Here is a 19,867-nt window from a genome sequence, read left to right as displayed (position 1 = left end):
CTGTCTGTGCTTTATTTCGTTTCAGAACTGCCGGGAAGTCAAAAAGGTCTGTTCCGACAGCCTCCGCAGTTCCCTGCATTCCTGTTCGATATCCCCTGCGGAAAATATAGCCGATACCAGAGCCGCCCCGTCCGCTCCCAAACCGGAAAGCCGGTGCATATTTGCCTTCGAGATGCCGCCGATGGCCACAACCGGGATGGATACGGTTTCGCAGATCTTTTTCAAAGTTTCAAGGGATACGTCGATGGCATCCGGCTTTGTAGCAGTACCGAATACCGCCCCTACCCCGAGATAGTCTGCCCCCGCCTCCTGGGCCGCCGCGGCCTGTTCCGGGGTCTGGACGGAGACGCCGATCATCATCTCAGGCCCCGCCAGGGCACGGACTTTTCCCGTTTCCATATCTTCCTGGCCTACGTGAATGCCGTCCGCTTTGCATTTTACGGCAATCTCCACGTTGTCATTGACAATAAAGGGGACATGATAGGCTGCGCAGAGCCGCTTTAATTCTATGGCTTCTTTCAGAAATTCTTCCTCATCCAGTTCTTTTTCCCGAAGCTGCAGGCAGGTCACGCCGCCTTTCAGCGCGGCTTCTGCCTGCTCTTCCAGGGACTGTTTTCCTGTCCATGCACGATCCGTAACTGCATAGAGCAGCATGGTTTCCTTGCTGCATTTCATGATGTTCGCCTCCTGTAATTGTAATCAGCACGTTGCTGTTCACACCGCATCATAAGATTTTATACCGGGCCTTCTGCTCCAGTTCCCTGCCTGTCAGACGGCAGACCGCATCAATGATATAATTCCGGTAAGAGGCGTTTCCGTCCTCCTCTGTCATACGCTGCCATGCCTTTTCCCCGCAGATTCCCATTGCGCAGACCGCTGCGGCTGCGGCTTCCAGCGTGCACTCTCTGTTGGCGGTGACATAGGCCGCGGTCATGGCGGAGAGCTGACATCCGGTGCCTGTGATGCCGCTCATCATGGGGTGTCCGTTGAAGATACAGAAGGCCGTCTTTTCATCCGCCACAATATCGATGGCCCCTGTGACTGCAAGTACCGCGCCTGTTTTTCTGGAAAATTCTTTCGCAAATGCTGCCGCCTCGGACAGAGTTTCCTCCATAACCGCATCCGCAATGTCCGCGTCCACCCCTCTGGTGCTGCCCGTGCCGGATGCCAGTGTCCTGATCTCGGAAATATTTCCGCGGATGACCGAGAACCTTACATGTTCCAGCAGATCCATGGCCGTGTCAGTCCGAAGCCGCGACGCGCCCGCTCCCACCGGGTCGAGAACCACCGGATGGCCCAATGCATTTGCCCGAATCCCGGCCTTTCGCATGGCAGGAATGGTCCGCTGGTTCAGGGTGCCGATGTTGATATTCAGTCCTCCGCAGATGGATGTGATCTCCTCCGCCTCCTCCACGTCGTCCGCCATGATCGGCGAACCCCCGCAGGCCAGCAGGATATTGGCGCAGTCGTTGACAGTCACATAATTGGTGATATTGTGGATCAGTGGGTGTGAGTTTCTGACATTTTCAAGCAGTTCTTTCCGCATCTTTTTACCTCCCGTTGCTGGTAAGTATTCTAACAATACCTTTGACTTTGGTGTTGCTGCAAATCGCAGCACATTTGTGACATATTTCTGCAAAAAAACAGGAGATACCTGGTACGGTATCTCCGAAAAAAATCAACTGTGACTTCCTACGGCGGCATTATCCGCATCAGGTATAAGGGTCGAAGTTGATTACTTCCTCTCAGCCTGCCGATACAAGCTCCCCTGAATATTTTATTTGCTTTTTTAGTGTAACATTGGTATGGTGGAATGTCAATCACCAGTTTAGAACCGCGCGAGGGCTGGATGCACGCAACCGCTATTTTACTGGCCGGATGCCTTGCAGCAAGGTGCAAGGCATCGTGAACAGTAACCGCTCCCTGACCAGGTGCTCACGGCAGCGCATCCTGCCAATTCCGTGATGGGTCGCCCTTGGGTATACCTGCAGAGAGGTGAATTATGTTGCCGCAGGAATATGATACTGCGCGAGTAGTTCTTTCATTCGGGCCAGTTCTGCATTTTTGTTGGCAAGCTCTGCATCTTTATCCGCAAGCAGAGTATTCCTGTTGGCAAGCTCCACATCTTTATCCGCAAGCTCTGCATCCTTATCCGCGAGCTGCTTATTTTTTTCAGCAAGGTCAGCGATCAGGGCGTCGTTCTCAGTACGAAGACGCTTTTGGAGGACGCTGGGCAGTTCGATCAGCGGTTTTGTCATAAGGTCTACCTCCTTTCGAAAATCAGCATGTTTTTTTAAGACTCTGTCTGCTGCACGGCGGAAAAGATTGATATAGTCATCAAATTCGCGTTCCGTCAGATAACCTTGTTTCCATTCATCTTCTAAGATTAATATAACCTGGGCAGTAAAGTCTGTCAATTCCTTTTTGGTAAGCTGGCTTTTTCTTCTCGGATTCATGCGGGGGCGCAGGCGGAGCAGTACATAAGGCAGAAAAAGATCCAGATGCTTTTCATGAATTTCCTGAAGGGAATAAGACTGAATCCGGACAGTGGGAATCTGGTAAATGTGTTCGCTGCCGTCTGGAAAGACAATGCGGCAGCGCAGACAATCCGGAAGTTTCCCGTTCTTTTCCGGATAAATGACCGTAGAGCGGGGGAAATGCATGACGAACCCTCCCTGCTTCTCGTCTGCGGAAGTCGTGTACTGCATTGCAAAGTGCAGATCATAAGCGATCATACGGATCACTATATCCTGATCGTTATGCATCTGGCATTCCAGATGATAATAGTCCGTACCGTTTACTAAAAGTGTGATATCGGACAAACGGGAGCCGGGAGGTGTATCCGGGCTCTCCTGATAGGTGGAGGATTCCGTGGCGAGCAGGGTGATGGAAGTACCTTTCGGATAGTCTTTTCCATAAATTTCTTTGAAGAGCGGAAAGAGCTGCTCCGGCATGGCATCCACAATCGCTTTGAGGATTTCATCCCACAGCTTGCCGCCAGTTACGTGTTTTTCAGACATAGAGTATGACTCCTTTCTTTTGTAAAAGAGTGTAAAAGCTACTGTGAAATACGGCGAAATGCCAGAAGTGCCGGACTGCCAGAATGGCGCTGTCCGATAAGTTTTCACACGGCAAGTATAACAGAAAGCAAGAAGAAAGTAAATGATTTTTTGCACATATGAATGAATAGGCGTCGTGCACTCTGCTGCACGACGCCGTGTGAACAGCAACCGCTGTAATTCAAACACAGCGGCGACTATTTTTCTGCCGTATGAATACTTTCGTTTCAGATATCCAGCTCCGGCGGCTCATCCAGATGCTCTGAAACATATTTTCCGTTTTTCTTCCTCTGTCTTACACACTCCGTCAGTAAATATTCAATCTGTCCGTTCACGGAACGGAAGTCATCCTCCGCCCATGCGGCAATGGCGTTGTACAGCTTTTCCGACAGCCGCAGAGGAACCTGCTTCTTTTTTGACTCAGCCATATTTTAATACAGGCTTCCTGCATTTACAATGGGCTGCGCGTCATGATTGCCGCAGAGCACCACCAGCATATTGGAAACCATAGCCGCCTTTCTTTCCTCATCCAGTTCCACCATATGATTCTCATTCAAACGGTTCAGCGCCATCTCTACCATGCCGACCGCACCGTCCACGATCATTTTCCTTGCATCCACAACCGCGGAAGCCTGCTGCCTCTGGAGCATCACCGACGCAATCTCCGGCGCGTAGGCCAGGTGAGTGATGCGTGCCTCAAGGATCTCCAGGCCGGCGTCCCTTACCTTCTGCTGGATCTGCTCCCGAATCCGGTTGGCCACCACCTCGCTGGAGCCCCGCAGGCTGCCTTCGTCCGCCACGCCGTCCCCGGTGGTATCCACATTGGGAGCCACGTCGTAGGGATAAATACGGACAATATCCCGGAGGGCGCTGTCGCACTGGAGGGAAAGATATTCTTTGTAGTTGTCTACGTTGAACACTGCCTTCGCCGTATCGGTCACCTTCCACATCACCGCGATCCCGATCTCCACCGGATTGCCCAGGCAGTCGTTGATCTTCTGGCGGCTGTTGTTCAGGGTCATGACCTTGAGGGAAATCTTATTGCTGGCCGGCGTCTCTCCCTGTACGTTAGTGCCTTCCATGGAAATGGAAAATGCTTTCCGTGCGCCTCTGTCCACATCCCCGCTCTGGCTCAGCTTAGTCTTGGCCGCCGGATTCACGCTGGCGCAAAATGGGTTCACGTAGTAGAAGCCCTCTTCCTTCAGGGTTCCCACATATTTTCCAAACAGCGTCAGTACAAGGGCCTCCTGAGGCTTCAATACTTTCAGGCCGCAGAACGGAATCCATCCCACCGCCAGCCAGATACAGCTGATGATCAGCAGGATCGGAAGTCCCTTCCTGGAAATGATGATCCCGCCCACAACGGTACCTGCGATTGCCGCTATATAGAGCAGTAAAAAAAGCAGCAGCATCGCGATACCGTTTTTCTTGTTTTTCAATACCTTTTCTTTCATGTCACATGTCCTCCTCGCCTTCCCGACTCTTATGCCTGAAAAAAAGCCAATTAGTTTTGATAGTGATATGATATCATTTTAATATCATTTTGTCAATACACAAAAATATTTCTGATGCTCGGATGAATATATGGATTACAGTTCGAGACCGGTCAGGCGTGACCTGTAACATGGACGGGTTGCCATATCAGGGCCGTTATGATAATATAACCAAGGATTCATTCCAGAAACCAAAGACCCCGCAGCAAGCTACGGTGTCTTTGACCCTCGCGGCAGTCGCCAAATATCCATGCAAGCATGGCTACTTGGCTCGTTGCTTCGCGGGAACCAAAAAATTTCCGGCTGTACGGTTGGAAAAATTTAAGGAGGGACTTGTCTTGGAACTTGTCATATCTAGCATAACCACAATGTTTGTAAATTTGATTTTATTTTCATCCGTGCCTGCGGCCTGGTGGTTTTTCAGACACCGAAAGGAAGAAGGATTTTTTCAGTGGGTCGGGCTTTACAAACCCCAGTTAAAAACCAAATGGTATGTACTGCTCGCTTTTGCAGTTTTATATTACTTCTTTTATAATTTTGATTTTACACAGTTTATCGATCCCAAAACACTGGAATACATAGAAGACAGTTCTTCTATATCCGGCAATGTTTTTGCAGGAATCGGAGCTGCTGCCATCCTGCCGGCTTTCATCCAAAATTTTATCGCTAATGGCGTAGCGGAAGAAATTTTGTACAGAGGTTTTTTATGCAAACGGTTCTGCAGCAAGGCAGGAATCGTGAAAGGGGTTCTTTTGCAGGCGGTTCTGTTCGGACTGATGCACAATATACTTTATGTGATAGCGGGACTGGATGTAGGATTGTGGTATCATACCTTAGTTTTTATTTTTACCGGAATGGGCGCGTTATTGTTGGGATGTTTAAATGAGAAGCTCTTCAACGGCTCCATTCTTCCGAGTATTCTGCTGCATGGCACAGGTAATTTTATTGTTTCTATGCTGGTTGCCTTTTCATAGCAGCGATTATTTTTCGAAAAAAGTTCCAGCTGTGCGGTTGGATACTCTAAAGAGTATCCAACCCATTCATCCATTCGCAAAATCCGTGCTAACGCACTCTTGTGTCTGCTAACGCAGCCACATTTTGCTCATTAATAAATGGGTTGCTAATCCGACAGGTCATTTCCATTGCAATAAATTGCATGTAAACGACCTGTCGGATTGCAACCGCACAGCTGGAAAAAGTTCCGCCCGTACCGCAAAAATCTTTTCCAAAAATTTTTTGAGTATGCTATAATAATATTTACTTGAAGCGAGAGGACAGATAGAGCATGAAGGTAAATATTCGTAAAATCAGCGAGGAAACCGGATTTTCCATGTCTACGGTCTCCAATGCGCTGAACCGCAAAAAAGGAGTGAATAAGGAGACTGCCGAAAAGATATTAAAGGTTGCGGAAGAACTGGGCTACCGCGTGGACGAGGAGATCACGAAGATCCGGTTTGTGATATTCCGGAGGAATGGGCTGATCATCGATGACAGCACCTTTCACCCCTCCGTGATCGAAGGCGTAGAGCACCAGGCAAAGCTCATGGGCTATGAAACGGTATTCTGTTATGTGGACATCCATGATCCGGATTATCAGGAACAGCTTTACGACATTCTGTCGGACATGCAGAGCGCGGTGGTGCTTCTCGGGACAGAGATGCTCGAGGAGGATTATGAACCCTATGCCGGCGCGAAAAACCGGATCATACTGTTGGATGGACGCTGCGACAAATATGCCTTTGACAGCGTACTGGTCAATGATATGGACGCCGCCGCCGGAGCCGTGGAATATCTGGTAGAAAAAGGGCATACTAAGATCGGTTACCTGCGCGGAGAATTTCGGATACAGGCATTCCGTTCCCGAGAGGCAGGCTATCGCCAGGTGATGAATCAGCATGGACTCCCCGCGAAGCCGGAATATACCGCAACGGTGGGCACCAAAATCGAAACTGCGTATCAGAAGATGAAGGAGTACCTGGATCATGCGAAAGAACTGCCCACGGCATTTTTTGCGGATACCGACGTGATTGCAATCGGAAGTATGCAGGCCATGAAAGAATACGGTTACGACATACCCGGAGATATATCGGTCATCGGCTTTGACAATGTGGCCTATGGGATGGTTTCTGATCCGCCTCTGTCTACGGTCCACGTATACAAGCAGGAGCTGGGGGCCAGGGCGGTCCGCGAACTGCTCTCGGCGGACAGGACTGACAGTAAGGCAAAGGTGAAAATCCAGGTCTGTGCGGATTTTATAGAACGTGGAAGCGTGAAAGAAATTACAGGCTAAGAGCTCTGTGTTCATACAGTCCGGGGATGGATTCCAAATGGCCGGAAGGAACCGATCAAATTCGATCCGGTATGGCCGGAACAGATACAAACGACAAGACAAGGCTGCCGCATCCAGCAAAATGCGGCGGCCTTTTTTTGTCCAGAAATATACGCTCAAATCTCTCCCACAGCCAAAATTTTATAAAATTTTATATAAAATTTTTATTCTATTTTTTATTCTAAAAATTCTTTCCATATATCCTTTTCCATAACAGCAGATATATCCATGGTAATTTTGCACAATTTTTTTCATCTATTTTTATCATATATAAACAAATTTTAATTTTTATCAAAAAATATTATAAAAAACTATTGAAAATTTTATATAAAAGTTTATAATGCAGATTATACAATTCAAAAAGGAGGTACAAAATCATGGGAAAGATCGGAGTAGTCGGAAGCATTAACATGGACATGACGGTGAAGGCAGAGCGGATTCCTCTCAAAGGAGAGACACTCAAGGGCTGGGATCTGAAGTATATTCCAGGCGGAAAAGGTGCGAATCAGGCGGTTGCCATGGCAAAGCTGGGGGCAGAGGTCGAGATGTTCGGATGCGTAGGAGACGACGCGGCAGGTGCAAGCCTGTTAAAGAACCTGCAGGACACAGGCGTTGAGACAAAATGCATCAAGACGGTTACAGGGGTGCCCACCGGGCTGGCCATGATCACGGTTGGGGACAACGACAATACGATCATAGTCGTTGCAGGCACAAACGACCATGTCAATATCGACTACGTGAACGAAGTGAAGGATTCCCTTCTGGAGTGCGAGATCGTCCTGCTCCAGCATGAGATCCCCCAGGAGACAGTCGAGTATGTCATCGCCCTCTGTGCTGAAAACGGCGTCAAGGTCGTCCTGAATCCGGGTCCCGCGCGGCCGGTGAAGCAGGAAATTCTGGAAAAGGTTACATACCTGACCCCCAACGAGCATGAAGCCGTGATCCTGTTCGGCAGAGACATTTCGTTTGAGGAGATGATGAAGAGATATCCGGAAAAGCTGGTGATCACACAGGGCTCCCGGGGCGTCAGCACCTGTCTGAAAAGCGGTCAGGTCATCCTGGTGCCCGCGAGAAAAGCGAATGTCGTAGATACCACCGGAGCCGGAGACACTTTGAACGGAGCGTTCACCGTAGCTGTCACCGAGGGAAAAGAGCTCCCGGAGGCTCTCGCATTTGCCAATACGGCGGCCGGCCTGTCCACGGAAAAGTTCGGAGCGCAGGGCGGAATGCCGACCCGCGAAGAAGTCATGGCTGCAATGGAGAATCAATAGGATCACATGTTAAGCAATCAATTTGCTTCGCAAATTGGTTACAAATCTGGGAGGTAGCAATATGAAGAAAAACGGAATTATAAACGCGGATATTTCAAGGGTTCTGTCCTATATGGGACATACGGATACGCTGGCAGTCGGGGACTGCGGCCTCCCGATCCCGGACGAGACGGAACGCATCGACCTTGCGCTGAAGCTGGGCGTTCCCTCCTTCATGGAAGTGCTGAGGGAAGTGGAAAAGGAAATGAAGATCGAAAAGGTGGTTCTTGCGGAGGAAATCCGTGAGCAGAACCCGGCGGTTCTAAAAGAAATCCTGGAACTGGTAGAACAGATGGATACGGCATGCCAGGTCGAATACGTATCCCACGCGGAGTTAAAGGCACGTACGAAGTCATGCAGGGCGGTCATCCGAACAGGGGAAACAACCCCCTACGCCAACATCATCCTGCAGTCTGCCTGCCTGTTTTAAAGAAAAAGGCATTTTCGAATGCCATCCCGCGACAACATTATTATACTAGGAGGAAATGAAATGCAGATCGAAATGAAGGGGATTGACAAATCCTTCGGAACGAATCAGGTGCTGAAGGATGCCGGATTTGTCCTGGGTCATGGGGAAGTCCATGCGCTCATGGGTGAAAACGGAGCCGGAAAGTCTACCCTGATGAAGATTTTAACAGGCGTCTACACGAAAGACAAAGGGACGGTCATTGTAGACGGCGCGGAAGTAAACTACAAGAACCCGCAGGAAGCGGAAAAAGCGGGGATCGTGTTTATCCACCAGGAACTGAACGTATTATTTGACCTGACGGTGGAAGAAAATTTATTTATGGGAAAAGAAATCAAAAACAGGTTCGGATTCTGCAACCAGAAGGCCATGCGGCAGAAAGCCTCGGAAGCGCTGGGACGGCTGGGCGTCAGGATTGATCCTGGCGAGGTCATGTCCAACCTGTCCGTAGGCCAGCAGCAGATGATTGAGATCTGCAAGGCCCTCATGGTGGACGCCAAGGTCATCATCATGGATGAGCCCACTGCCGCCCTGACCCAGAGCGAGACGGTGGTTCTCTTCGAAGTGATCCAGTCGCTGCGCAAAGCCGGAGTCTCCATCGTATATATTTCCCATAGAATGGAGGAAATCTTTGAGCTGTGCGACAGGATCAGCGTACTGCGCGACGGTACCTATGTGGGAACCAAACATATTCCGGAGACCAATATGAATGAGATCGTCAAGCTGATGATCGGACGTGAGATCGGGGAGCGTTATCCGGAGCGCGACTGCAAGATCGGAGAAACTGTCTTAAAGGTCAGCGGCCTGACCAAAAAAGGCGTGTTCCAGGATGTGGAGTTTGAGGTGAAAGCCGGGGAGGTTCTCGGAGTGTCCGGCCTGATGGGCGCGGGAAGAACCGAGATTATGCAGGCCATTTTCGGCAACCTCCCTTATGAATCCGGAAAAATCGAGATCAACGGCAAAGAGGTGCAGATCAAGTCCCCCATCCAGGCCATGAGAAACGGGATCGGCTTCATCACCGAGGACCGGAAGGTAGAAGGGCTGATGCTGGAGGAAAGCATAGAGAAAAACATTGCGCTGGCCAACCTCCCCATCGTTTCCAACAATCATGTGCTGGATCGGAAGAAGGAACGGGAACTGGTGACAAAAGGGATCGAAGAACTGCGCATCCGCTGCTTCGGGCCGTCCCATGAGTGCAGCAACTTAAGCGGCGGCAACCAGCAGAAGGTCGTATTCGCGAAATGGGTCTACACAGACCCGAAGATCCTGATCCTGGACGAACCCACCCGGGGCGTGGATATCGGCGCGAAAAAGGAGATTTACAGCATCATCAACGACCTGGCGGCAAAAGGGGTGGCGATCATCATGGTGTCCTCCGAGCTGCCGGAAGTCCTGGGCATGAGCGACCGGGTAATGGTGGTCCGCGAGGGCCTGGTCAGAGGAATCGTTTATAAAGAAGAAGCCAATCAGGAAAATATCATGACATTAGCGACAGGAGGTACAATTTAATGGAAACAAATAAGAAGAAAATAACAGATCATCTGCAGGATCAGGGCGCCCTAATCGCGCTGGTACTGCTGGTTGCCGGAATCAGTATCATAAGCCCTGAATTTCGGACAGGAAGCAACTTTTTATCCCTGCTCCGCCAGTCCTCGATCAACGGGCTGATCGCCTTCGGTATGACCTGCGTTATCCTGACGGATGCCATCGACCTGTCTGTCGGCTCTGTCCTTGCCTTAAGCACCGTACTCTGTGCAGGCATGATTTCCAGCGGGGTTCCGGCCGGCGCCGCCATGCTTCTGGCTCTGGCAATCGGAACCGTGCTGGGCGCAGTCAGCGGGCTTCTGGTGACAAAAGGAAGGCTGCAGGCGTTCATTGCGACCCTGATCACCATGACAGTTTACCGCGGTGCTACGATGATCTATACAGGCGGAAAGCCGATCTCCAACCTGGGAGACAGCTTTGTGCTCAAACTGCTGGGAAGAGGGAATTTTTACCGCGTCCCCATTCCGGCCATCCTGCTGCTTCTGATCTTTGCCGGCTTTTATTTCCTGCTCAACAAAACCACCTTCGGCCGGGCGGTCTACGCGACAGGAAGCAACTGGAAATGCGCGAAGCTTGCAGGAATCAACATCCACAGAACCAAAATCATCGTGTACGCGATCTCCGGCTTTATGTCCGCCCTGTCCGGTTTGATCCTGCTTTCAAGACTCGGTTCCGCACAGCCCCAGCTTGGAGACGGGTTTGAGCTTGACGCCATTGCGGCCGTAGCCCTCGGCGGTACGAGTATGAGCGGCGGACGCGGAAAGATCTACGGAACACTGATCGGCGTGCTCATCATCGCGGTGCTGAACAACGGCCTGAACATCCTTGGCGTATCCTCTTACTATCAAGACGTAATCAAAGGGTTCGTCATCCTGATCGCCGTACTGTCGGACCGCAAGAGATAATGGTGGGGCGTATTGTTTGTTACTATTCACAGCCACTTCACACACATGCGCAAAAAATCAGCGATACATACACAGGGTAGCCTGCGGCGCATGCAGGCTGCAGCATGAAGGAGGAAAAAATAAATGTTGAAAAAAATAGCAGGTATCATGATGGTATTAACTATGGCACTCAGCCTGGCAGGGTGCAACGCGATCACCATCGATGGCGAAGGGGAGATCATGGAGAGCACCGGAAACGGTTCCATCGGGCTTTCCGTCTCCACACTGAACAACCCGTTCTTCGTATCTCTTGCTGAGGGCGCGGAGGCGGCCGCAGAAAAAGAAGGTGTAAAACTGGCGGTTGCGGATGCCGGTGACGACAGCGCAAAACAGCAGAACGACATCGAAGACCTGATTTCCAGAAACGTCAGCGTCCTGATCGTCAATCCGGTGGATTCCGACGCGGTTGCGCCTGCCGTGCAGAACGCGCTTTCCCAGGGCATCAAGGTCATTTCCGTTGACCGTGTGGTAAACGGAGTTGACGTACACTGCCAGATCGCGTCCGACAATGTGGCCGGTGCGAAGATGGCTACGGAATATCTCATCGAGCAGATTGGAAAAGGCGCGAAAGTTGCGGAGCTGGAAGGGGTTCCCGGGGCATCCGCTACCATCGACCGCGGCGCAGGCTTCCATGAAGCGGCAGACAAGGATCTGGACGTTGTGGCAAGCCAGAGCGCGAATTTCGACCGCGCGGAGGGAATGACCGTTATGGAAAATATCCTCCAGTCGGATTCTTCCATCAAAGGCGTATTTGCCCACAACGACGAGATGGCCCTTGGAGCGCTGCAGGCAATCGCGGCCACCCGGAAGGATATCAAGGTGGTCGGCTTCGACGCCACCGACGACGCGGTAAATGAGGTAGAAGCCGGACGGATGACGGCTACGGTTGCCCAGAAACCGGAGCTGATGGGCGAGACCGCTGTCCTGACGGCGATCAAGCTGATCGCAGGCGAAGAGGTTGAAAAGTCCCTGCCTGTAGAAGTGGAGTTGGTTACAAAATAAAAAGGCGCGTAAAAAAGACTGCCCCTTGTTCGATTCACAAGGAGGCAGTCTTCTTTTTTTAGATTTCCTGTCTGAGCACGATCCGGGAAGCGTATTCCCCGCCGCGGTGAATCCGGTTTTCTGCAACCTTCATCTCCACGCCGTTGAACCCGCCCCGTGTATTCCGGTTGGGGAAAATAAAGTTTTTCGCGCCGGACGTAACCGTCACCCGCAGCTTATGCCCCTTCTGGAAGGTGTGGGACAGCTTTGTGGTGCGGATCTCCACAGGATATACCTTTCCCGGTTCCATAAATTCCGGGTGGGAGAACTGGTTCCGGTAACGGACACAGATCACGCCGTCCGCCAGTTTCATGGAACGCCCGTTTTCGTCCACATCCGTAATCCGCACTACCAGATCCGTGTCCTCGCAGTCTGAGGAAATGTAAATCTGGGCCAAGGCGTCCCCGGTAATGGTCAGATCCTGTTCCAGAGATTCCGTGGAGTAGCACAGAATGTCTTTTCGCTTCTCCTCCTCCGTGTAATCCTCCGGCACTTCCAGCTCATTTTCCGACAGGTCAATGATATGAACCGGCGGATTTTCCGGGTCGTAGCGGTAGATATCTGCCCCTGCCGCAAGTGCTTTTTCCGTGGTCAGGCGGCCCCGGTTCTTTGCTGCGGCACAGGTGTTCTCCTCAAGCTGCTGCTCCTGGCCCACTGCCTTGCAGTCTTCGTCCCCAGGCTGCTGCTCCCGGCTTGCTGCCCCGCAGTCTTCGTTCCCGGGCTGCTGCTTTGCCCCATCTGTTCCGTCCCCGTCCAGGTAAAGCACCAGCTCCCGGGTTTCGGGAACGGGCCAGTTGTCCGCTGTTTTCCACTGGTTGCTCCCCATCGTATAATACTCTACCTTCGGAGTCTTCTCTATCCCGTTTTCCACACCGTTGACATAATGCTCCAGCCATGCAAAACAGAGCAGATCCATGTCATACCGGAGGGCATTGTTTCCAAGCGCAAACCCGTGGATGTCATAATTGGCATTGCCGCTGTGCATCCAGGGCCCCAGAACCACCTTCTTTTCCTCATAATCCGCATACAGGTCCAGGGCTTCCGTAGTCCCCATCCCGTTGTCGTCAAACCAGCCGGACATGATCAGCGCAGGCACCCGCCGCGCCCCGAACCGCTCCTTCCAGCTTCCCCGCTGCCACAGCTCGTCGCAGTCCATATGGGAAATCCATTTGCGCAGGAACGGCACATCGTACCCCAGCGCTTTCGGCGCCAGGTCCTCCAGGGGACGGATCGCAAGCACCTCGTCCCAGTCCTCCCGCACCATTTTCTGCGCGTCCATGCGCTGGCCGGACACGGCAAAGGCCCATGCCAGCATACCGGAATTGAAGCACCCGCCCCGTCTGGGCACATCCACAAAGGCGCTGCCGGAGCAGACGCTGCTGAGCATGGCCTTCAAATGTGGATTGCCGCTGGCAGCCGCCGCCCACTGGACATACCCCAGGTACGAACCGCCGGTCATGGCCACATCCCCGCTGCTCCAGGGCTGGGCCGCGATCCAGTTCAGGGTGTCGTCCCCGTCCTCCACTTCATAGTACATAGGAAGCCATTCGCCTTCGCTGTCCTCCCGGCCCCGGACATCCTGGATGACCACGGCAAAGCCCCTCTGGACAAATCGGTAGTAAGGCTCCATGTCATTGGATTTTCCGTAGGGGGTGCGGACCAGCACTGCCGCTGCCGTTCCCTCCTTTTCGGGAAGGTATACGTCCGCCGCCAGACGAACCCCGTCCCGCATGGGCACCATGTACGTCTGAACCGGACGGACGCGGCAGATGGGCTCCGGGTAGGTCTCCTTCCATTTTGCCAGAAGGGTTCTGTCCTCAAAGCCTTCCCGCACAAGCAGGGAGCAGCAGTCCCGGGCAGGCGTCACAAAGGCGATGATCTGCCCGTCTTCCACCAGCAGGTCTTTCGGAAATTTGATCTCCCGCTCCACGTACTCCGTTTCGCTCTTTCGCTCATACCGGGTTCCCGCCGGGGTGGAAAATCCCTCCTCTTGTTCCGCCAGGGCGTGCTCGTACTCCTCCGTATGGAGAAGGGCGTCAAGGACATCCATCTTCCCCAGCTTTTTATACCACTCCTCTTCCTTTGTCAGTTCTCTCTTTTCTCCAAATTCCCCTGTCTCTACAAGCAGAGGCTGATGAAAAATGTGTTCTCCTTCTTTTTCACAGATACCATATCGGATACCTGACAGATAAAATCCCCATCGTTCCATATTTTTTCACTCTTTCTCCTGTCTGTAAGCGAAACTCCTTTGTTTCTAAGCTCCGATGATCGCCCGGATCACATACGCAACCAATATCCCCAGATAATTTCCGCAGACTCCGCCGACCACGCCCATAAGCAGGCCCACGCTGATGAGACGGTTCCACTTCGCGCTGGATGCCACCAGGGATGCGGTGGTCCCGTCCGCAATGGCGCCGGTGATTCCAAGGATCACATATTCGTAAGGCACCTTGCACAGCCTGCTGATCAGCAGATGGAGCAGAATGCTTCCGATAATCACGCAGAAGCAGAACACGGTAATAATCATCGTGGAACTAAAGAAGGACGCCAGGTCTACGCTGAATCCGATGATCGCCAGATACATCAGCCCGAAAAACAGCCCCAGGTTGATATTGCCCCGCAGCCTGCTCACAAAAGGAATCTGCGCGGCGATAATGGAAAATGTGGAGATCAGCAGGACTCTTCCCGCGCTGGCAAAATCAGAGGGCATAAAGGCGGAGAGCTTTGTGGCAACAGTCACGATCAGTACGGAAATCGCCAGAAGCCATGCGATATCCTTGATGCTCCACTTTTCATCCCCCATCAGTACCGGATGATCCCCTTCGCCTACCCGGTCTTTTTCTTCCAGTTCATAAGGCCACACTTTTTTCAAAAATTTCACGTTTTGGAACAGCGCCGGAGCCGCAAACATCAAAAACATGGTCGGCATACCGATCACATAATCCGCCGCATTGGCCGCGGCGATGGTATCATTGGCCGCGTCCAGCCCTACCGCAATGGCGGTCAGGTTGCCGCTTCCTCCTGTGTAAGTCCCCACAAACATCCCCGCGATCTTCCATCCTTCAAACATCTTTCCGCCGAAGACTGCACCGAACAGGGTTGCCATCAGGCAGACGCTGAACACCGCCGACAGCAGGGCTGCCAGCGCCTTTCCGGACAGCTTTGCCAGCTCCTTCAAGTTTACATTCAGCAGATAAATGGAAATGGACATGGGTACGCAGTAGGTGATGACCACACCGTACACGTCCTGGGCTCCCGGCACAATGTGAAGGTTCACCAGGATCATTCCCAGGATAATCACCGTCAGCGCCGGCCCGACATACTTAAATAGTTTAAATTTCTGCACCCACAGAGAAAACGCGACCATCATAAGAATGACTGTCAGCATCGCATCCGTAGATTGAAAAATAGGAAACTGCATATTTTTTTCTCACCTCTCTTGTATTTTCTGACTTCCCGGCAGTATTAGAATGTCACCCCAAAGCCCGGTTTATTCAGCAGTGTAAACGTATCCTTATCCTGGACAAATCCGCCCTCCACCGGATTTTCTTTGTAGTATAAGAAGCTGTCGCAGTCTGCTTCCGTCACATTTTTCTTGGCCGCCACCAGGCTTAAGCCTGCGGTAATCGCCAGCCTGGTCTCCAGCATACAGCCCACCATACAGGTCACGCCGTTTGCCTCTGCCACGGCATTGATCTTCTGCGCCGGATACAGCCCACCGCATTTCATCAGCTTGATATTTAAAATATCTGCAGACCCCAGACGGCACGCTCTGGCCGCGTCCACCGGATCGTGGATCGACTCGTCCAGCATCATGTGGATTCCCTCCGCATGGTTCCGAAGGTATGCGGCTCCTTCCAGATCCCAGTGGGGTAGGCACTGCTCCACCGCCTCAACGCCGTATTCCCGGAAGCCTTTGAGGGCCCGCTGGGCTTTGGCAATATCGTATCCCTGGTTTGCGTCCACCCGCAGACGGATCTGGGGGCCTACCGCTCCCCGGATCAGCTTCATGGCGCGGATGTCCTCCTGCCAGTCAATGCCCGCCTTGACCTTTAAAATCCGATATCCATATTCGGACACATATTTTTTCGCTTCCTCCGCCATTTGCTCCGGGGTGCTGATACCGATGGTGATGTCGTTCTGCACGGTATTCGAATATCCGCCCAGAAGCTTGTACACCGGCACTCCCGCCGCCTTACCCATCAGATCGTACATGGCAAGATCCACGGCGCATTTTGCGGCTCCGTTTCCTACGATCACGCCGTCCATCATGGCATGCACCGCCTCAATATCCATAGGGTCCATGCCCATCAGCCCCTGCCGGAAAATGTCCAGCACCGCGATGACTCCATCCAGCGTCTCCCCTGTCACCGGCGCAAAGGGGGAGGCTTCCCCGAATCCCACGCAGCCTTCGTCTGTCTCCACACGGATCAGAACGCTTTCCAGCGAATCCACTGTAGCAAACGCCACCTTCAGCGATGCCGTCATGGGAATCCTCACTTTCTCCACTTTCATTCCTGTAATTCTCATCTTTTTTCTCCTTTTCCAAACCAATCGATTTGTCTGCCTGCGCAGACATTGCCTGTCCGCCGTCCAAAACCATTCCGGTAAAATTCAGAAAATATCAATATTTTTCATCAGATATTTCAACTAATTTTACTATATATATAATTTCAGGTCAATATAATTCTAAAATTGATCCAGTCAAATTTGTTTCATGAAGAAAAAAAGGGGGTTAAAAGGTGTGGGATACAAACCATGCGGAAAGAAAAATTTGTTGCACAATGCGGTGAAAAACGTTAGAATAATACCAGTATATTCGTTGCAAGTAAGGAGTTTTTCATGTCAGACAACAAGATCAGAAAATACCGGAAAAAAATGAACCTGACGATCAAAGAACTGGCAGCGCGTACCGGCCTGTCGATCGGATATATTTCACAATTAGAAAGAAACGAAGCAGAACCATCCCTGTCCTCCCTGCGGAAGATCGCGAAGGAATTTGGCGTTCCGCTGTATGTTTTGATCGAGGATGAGCAGGAAAACGGCAGCCTGACGATCCGGAAGGAAGACCGTGTGTCCGTACATACGAAAAAAAGCGACATCGAATACGAATTTCTGACGCCGCTTCCTTCTCAAAATTTTCTGCCCAGGATATTGATGGTAAAAGCCGTCCTGCAGCCCCGCTCCCGGGATACCGAGATCCCCATCGTCCATCACTCGGAGGAAACGCTTCTTGTTCTCGAAGGCGTCCTGACTCTGATACTTAGAGACGAAGTGATCGAGCTGCGCACCGGAGACACTACGATCATCCGGGAAGATCTTCCGCATATGTGTATCAACGATACGGATGCCGTCACGAAAGTGCTCTTCGTCATCAGTCCGCCGGTCTGGGGAACCCTTCATTTTCCAAAATAAAGCCGCCGGGCCGCGCTGCCTTCCCGGCCTCAGCGCAGCATTTTTTCCAGCACGGCAAACAGCATATCCAGATCCAGCGGTTTCGCCAGATGTCCGTCCATGCCCGCCTCCAGGGCTGCTTTCCGGTCCTCCTCAAACGCATTTGCCGTCATGGCAATGATCGGAATCCCGGCCAGCTCTCTGTTTTCCAGACTGCGGATGGCTCTGGATGCCTCATAGCCGTCCATAACCGGCATCTGGATATCCATCAGGATCAAATCATAATATCCCGGTTCGGATGCACGCACCTTCTCAAGGGCGGTGCCTCCGTCTTCTGCTTCCTCGATTTCAAATCCGGCTTCTTCCAGGATCTCCGCTGCAATCTCCCGGTTCAGGTCATTATCCTCCGCCAGCAGAATCCGTCTGCCCGAAAATTCCGGTTTGTTTTCCGGGATCTCCGCCGTATCCTGCTGCCCGAAGCCCCGCTGCTTTTCGCTGCCGCCGGCCCCCGCAGCCTGTGCCGCCCCTTCCCGCAGCCTGAGCCTGAGCCGGATCACAAACTCGCAGCCCTGGCCGGGCGCGGTCACCACCTCAATGGTTCCGTTCATCCGATCCACAATATTCTTCGTAATGGCCATTCCCAGCCCGGTTCCCTGAATCCCGCTGACCGTCGATGTTTTTTCCCGCTCAAAGGGGGTGAATACCTTTGCCGCAAACTCGGGAGACATCCCGATCCCATTGTCCTTAACCCGGATCACGTAGGAACCGAAGCCTTCCGGGGCGCCCCCGGTCTCCTCAACGAGCACCGAGATCTTTCCTCCTGCCGGTGTGAATTTAATCGAATTGCCCAGCAGGTTGAGCAGCATCTGGTTCAACCGCAGTTTGTCGCAGTATACCTCGGCATGCGCCAAATGAACCGCATCCATGGCCAGCTCCAGCTGCTTATCCTGAGCCTGTCCGAAAATCATGCTGTTTAAGCCGTCCAGCACCTCCAGAAGATTGCATTCCGTTTCTTCCAGATGCAGCTTCCCACTCTCAATGCGGCTCATTTCCAGCACGTCGTTGATCAATGCCAGCAGGTGGTTGCCGGAAGCCAGGATCTTGTTCAGATAATTTCTCGTCCTTTCGGCATCCTCCGCATGCTTGACGGCCAGATTGGTGAATCCAATGATAGCGTTCATCGGCGTACGGATATCGTGGGACATATTGGAAAGGAAGGCACTTTTTGCCTTGCTCCCCTCCTCTGCCTGCAGCTTTTCAAAATGCAGCCTTTGGTTCCGCTTCTGCATCGACAGGTACACCGCAAAAAGCGCACACAGGACAAACAGGATCAAAATAAGCTGAATCGTACTGTTTCTGGTCAGAGTCGTCCGGATCACATCCACATTTCTGCTGATCAGGTCGTAATGGAGCGTGGTCGTGATGAACCAGTCCGTACCTTCAATGGGCATATAATATGTATAATGCAGGACGTCCTGCAGCTCATAGACTGCCATCCCAGGCTTCCCCGCTTTCATGTCTTCCTTCCAGCCTTTTGCGGAAGTCCCGTTTGTAAATTCGGCATCCCGCTCCAACAGGGAAAACAGGTTGGTATTTTCCGGCATATGCATATGGTAGGTTCGGATTACATAGCTGCCGTCAGCCATTACCACATTGCTGAACGACCGTCCGTCGCTCTGGCTCAGGGCCAGCCTGTCCGACACCGTGTCCGCGTCGATCCCCACAGACGCCGCGATCAGGCCGCTTCCGTCCAGAGACCTGCCTTCCAGCGGCACCGTGAGCAGCACCAGATTTTCATTTCCGATACTCTGGTCAAATGACACCGCAGGCTCCGTAAAGTCCCGTTCCGGAAACTGAAATTTGGAAATTCCGGGGAAGCTTTCGTTCTCCGTATACACCGTCCCATGCTCATCGATCAGCGCGAAAAAATCAAAATCGTTGTTATTCTTCATCTGTCCGATAAACGACTGCATGGATTTCTGATCCGCCAGATCCGATTCCCGGAGAGCATGGATGGTCACCAGAAGCTGCCGGATCTCGCTTTTCATCGTATCCGTAAACTGGTTCGCCTTCTGCATCGTCAACTCTTCCAGATACAGGCTGCTGACGCCGTAGACCGCATCTTCCGTCGTCTCCTGGGAACTTTTTAAAAGCCACCAGGTAGAAAAGTTCACCACCACCAGCAAAATGCAAAGCGCCGTGATAAAACGGACGCCCCTGCCTTTTTCCTGTTCTTCTTCGTTTTCTTTTTGTCCTGTTTCTTTCTTTTTATTGATATCTGCCATA

General features: G+C 52.0%; 17 protein-coding genes and 1 riboswitch. Of the genes, 8 read left to right on the top strand and 9 right to left on the bottom strand.

Annotated elements, in window-relative coordinates; translation table 11 throughout:
- Positions 1-21: 21 nt before the first annotated feature.
- From thiE to EBB54_RS28035, 5 genes are all read right to left on the bottom strand, one after another.
- Positions 22-675 carry a thiamine phosphate synthase gene (gene thiE / locus EBB54_RS28055; protein ID WP_125130016.1) on the bottom strand — a complete coding sequence of 218 codons (654 nt, stop codon included), beginning with the start codon at positions 673-675 and terminating at the stop codon, positions 22-24.
- 49 nt (positions 676-724) lie between these two features.
- Positions 725-1,546: a hydroxyethylthiazole kinase gene (thiM, locus tag EBB54_RS28050; protein WP_125130014.1), complete on the bottom strand. Its 822-nt coding sequence runs from the start codon at positions 1,544-1,546 to the stop codon at positions 725-727.
- Positions 1,547-1,672: 126 nt separating this feature from the next.
- Positions 1,673-1,780: riboswitch (TPP riboswitch) on the bottom strand.
- A 220-nt stretch (positions 1,781-2,000) separates the two neighbouring features.
- Entirely contained in the window at positions 2,001-3,020 is a 1,020-nt protein-coding gene (locus tag EBB54_RS28045; RefSeq protein WP_125130012.1) for a hypothetical protein, read from the bottom strand.
- A gap of 266 nt (positions 3,021-3,286) precedes the next feature.
- A complete protein-coding gene (locus EBB54_RS28040; protein WP_004080322.1) occupies positions 3,287-3,487 on the bottom strand; it encodes a hypothetical protein in 201 nt (66 codons plus the stop codon).
- 3 nt (positions 3,488-3,490) lie between these two features.
- Positions 3,491-4,513 carry an SPFH domain-containing protein gene (locus EBB54_RS28035; RefSeq protein WP_125130010.1) on the bottom strand — a complete coding sequence of 341 codons (1,023 nt, stop codon included), beginning with the start codon at positions 4,511-4,513 and terminating at the stop codon, positions 3,491-3,493.
- 170 nt (positions 4,514-4,683) lie between these two features.
- On the opposite strand from EBB54_RS28035, the gene EBB54_RS28030 reads away from it, so the two are divergent.
- From EBB54_RS28030 to EBB54_RS28000, 7 genes are all read left to right on the top strand, one after another.
- Positions 4,684-5,526, top strand: a complete 843-nt coding sequence (locus EBB54_RS28030) for a CPBP family intramembrane glutamic endopeptidase (protein ID WP_243127847.1) — start codon at positions 4,684-4,686, stop codon at positions 5,524-5,526.
- 311 nt (positions 5,527-5,837) lie between these two features.
- The gene (locus EBB54_RS28025; protein WP_125130008.1) at positions 5,838-6,842 is read left to right on the top strand and encodes a LacI family DNA-binding transcriptional regulator; all 1,005 of its coding nucleotides are present in this window, start codon (positions 5,838-5,840) and stop codon (positions 6,840-6,842) included.
- 416 nt (positions 6,843-7,258) lie between these two features.
- Positions 7,259-8,152 carry a ribokinase gene (gene rbsK, locus EBB54_RS28020; RefSeq protein WP_125130006.1) on the top strand — a complete coding sequence of 298 codons (894 nt, stop codon included), beginning with the start codon at positions 7,259-7,261 and terminating at the stop codon, positions 8,150-8,152.
- Between the two features lie 61 nt (positions 8,153-8,213).
- Complete coding sequence (gene rbsD, locus EBB54_RS28015) at positions 8,214-8,621, top strand: D-ribose pyranase (protein ID WP_125130004.1); 408 nt, start codon at positions 8,214-8,216, stop codon at positions 8,619-8,621.
- Positions 8,622-8,681: 60 nt separating this feature from the next.
- Positions 8,682-10,166 (top strand): sugar ABC transporter ATP-binding protein, encoded by a 1,485-nt coding sequence (locus tag EBB54_RS28010; protein WP_125130002.1) that lies wholly within the window; start codon positions 8,682-8,684, stop codon positions 10,164-10,166.
- Entirely contained in the window at positions 10,166-11,107 is a 942-nt protein-coding gene (locus tag EBB54_RS28005; RefSeq protein ID WP_125130000.1) for an ABC transporter permease, read from the top strand. The genes EBB54_RS28010 and EBB54_RS28005 overlap by 1 nt, the downstream gene beginning before the upstream one ends.
- 123 nt (positions 11,108-11,230) lie before the next feature.
- The gene (locus EBB54_RS28000) at positions 11,231-12,148 is read left to right on the top strand and encodes a D-ribose ABC transporter substrate-binding protein (protein ID WP_125129998.1); all 918 of its coding nucleotides are present in this window, start codon (positions 11,231-11,233) and stop codon (positions 12,146-12,148) included.
- Between the two features lie 58 nt (positions 12,149-12,206).
- On the opposite strand, the gene EBB54_RS27995 is transcribed toward EBB54_RS28000, so the two are convergent.
- From EBB54_RS27995 to EBB54_RS27985, 3 genes are read right to left on the bottom strand one after another with little or no spacing between them, the layout of a single operon-like run.
- The gene (locus EBB54_RS27995; protein WP_125129996.1) at positions 12,207-14,396 is read right to left on the bottom strand and encodes a CocE/NonD family hydrolase; all 2,190 of its coding nucleotides are present in this window, start codon (positions 14,394-14,396) and stop codon (positions 12,207-12,209) included.
- A gap of 45 nt (positions 14,397-14,441) precedes the next feature.
- Positions 14,442-15,608: a DUF819 family protein gene (locus EBB54_RS27990; RefSeq protein ID WP_125129994.1), complete on the bottom strand. Its 1,167-nt coding sequence runs from the start codon at positions 15,606-15,608 to the stop codon at positions 14,442-14,444.
- A gap of 44 nt (positions 15,609-15,652) precedes the next feature.
- Positions 15,653-16,717, bottom strand: a complete 1,065-nt coding sequence (locus EBB54_RS27985; protein ID WP_125129992.1) for a mandelate racemase/muconate lactonizing enzyme family protein — start codon at positions 16,715-16,717, stop codon at positions 15,653-15,655.
- A 312-nt stretch (positions 16,718-17,029) separates the two neighbouring features.
- Between EBB54_RS27985 and EBB54_RS27980 the strand changes: the two genes are divergently transcribed.
- Positions 17,030-17,602 (top strand): helix-turn-helix domain-containing protein, encoded by a 573-nt coding sequence (locus EBB54_RS27980; protein WP_125129990.1) that lies wholly within the window; start codon positions 17,030-17,032, stop codon positions 17,600-17,602.
- Positions 17,603-17,631: 29 nt separating this feature from the next.
- Here the strand turns inward: EBB54_RS27980 and EBB54_RS27975 are convergent, their stop codons facing one another.
- Positions 17,632-19,866 (bottom strand): hybrid sensor histidine kinase/response regulator, encoded by a 2,235-nt coding sequence (locus tag EBB54_RS27975; RefSeq protein ID WP_125129988.1) that lies wholly within the window; start codon positions 19,864-19,866, stop codon positions 17,632-17,634.
- Position 19,867: the final 1 nt, after the last annotated feature.

Origin of the sequence: Schaedlerella arabinosiphila (assembly GCF_003885045.1) — a bacterium.
Lineage (GTDB): Bacteria > Bacillota > Clostridia > Lachnospirales > Lachnospiraceae > Schaedlerella > Schaedlerella arabinosiphila.
This window is presented reverse-complemented; position numbering and strand designations above follow the sequence as displayed.

Coding starts and splice junctions, on each gene's coding strand:
- EBB54_RS27995 (WP_125129996.1), bottom strand. CDS start 14,396: ATGGAACGATGGGGATTTTATCTGTCAGGTATCCGATATGGTATCTGT.
- EBB54_RS28040 (WP_004080322.1), bottom strand. CDS start 3,487: ATGGCTGAGTCAAAAAAGAAGCAGGTTCCTCTGCGGCTGTCGGAAAAG.
- EBB54_RS27975 (WP_125129988.1), bottom strand. CDS start 19,866: ATGGCAGATATCAATAAAAAGAAAGAAACAGGACAAAAAGAAAACGAA.
- EBB54_RS28045 (WP_125130012.1), bottom strand. CDS start 3,020: ATGTCTGAAAAACACGTAACTGGCGGCAAGCTGTGGGATGAAATCCTC.
- EBB54_RS27980 (WP_125129990.1), top strand. CDS start 17,030: ATGTCAGACAACAAGATCAGAAAATACCGGAAAAAAATGAACCTGACG.
- EBB54_RS27990 (WP_125129994.1), bottom strand. CDS start 15,608: ATGCAGTTTCCTATTTTTCAATCTACGGATGCGATGCTGACAGTCATT.
- EBB54_RS28035 (WP_125130010.1), bottom strand. CDS start 4,513: ATGAAAGAAAAGGTATTGAAAAACAAGAAAAACGGTATCGCGATGCTG.
- EBB54_RS28010 (WP_125130002.1), top strand. CDS start 8,682: ATGCAGATCGAAATGAAGGGGATTGACAAATCCTTCGGAACGAATCAG.
- EBB54_RS28000 (WP_125129998.1), top strand. CDS start 11,231: ATGTTGAAAAAAATAGCAGGTATCATGATGGTATTAACTATGGCACTC.
- rbsK (WP_125130006.1), top strand. CDS start 7,259: ATGGGAAAGATCGGAGTAGTCGGAAGCATTAACATGGACATGACGGTG.
- EBB54_RS28030 (WP_243127847.1), top strand. CDS start 4,684: ATGGACGGGTTGCCATATCAGGGCCGTTATGATAATATAACCAAGGAT.
- thiE (WP_125130016.1), bottom strand. CDS start 675: ATGAAATGCAGCAAGGAAACCATGCTGCTCTATGCAGTTACGGATCGT.
- rbsD (WP_125130004.1), top strand. CDS start 8,214: ATGAAGAAAAACGGAATTATAAACGCGGATATTTCAAGGGTTCTGTCC.
- EBB54_RS28005 (WP_125130000.1), top strand. CDS start 10,166: ATGGAAACAAATAAGAAGAAAATAACAGATCATCTGCAGGATCAGGGC.
- EBB54_RS27985 (WP_125129992.1), bottom strand. CDS start 16,717: ATGAGAATTACAGGAATGAAAGTGGAGAAAGTGAGGATTCCCATGACG.
- thiM (WP_125130014.1), bottom strand. CDS start 1,546: ATGCGGAAAGAACTGCTTGAAAATGTCAGAAACTCACACCCACTGATC.
- EBB54_RS28025 (WP_125130008.1), top strand. CDS start 5,838: ATGAAGGTAAATATTCGTAAAATCAGCGAGGAAACCGGATTTTCCATG.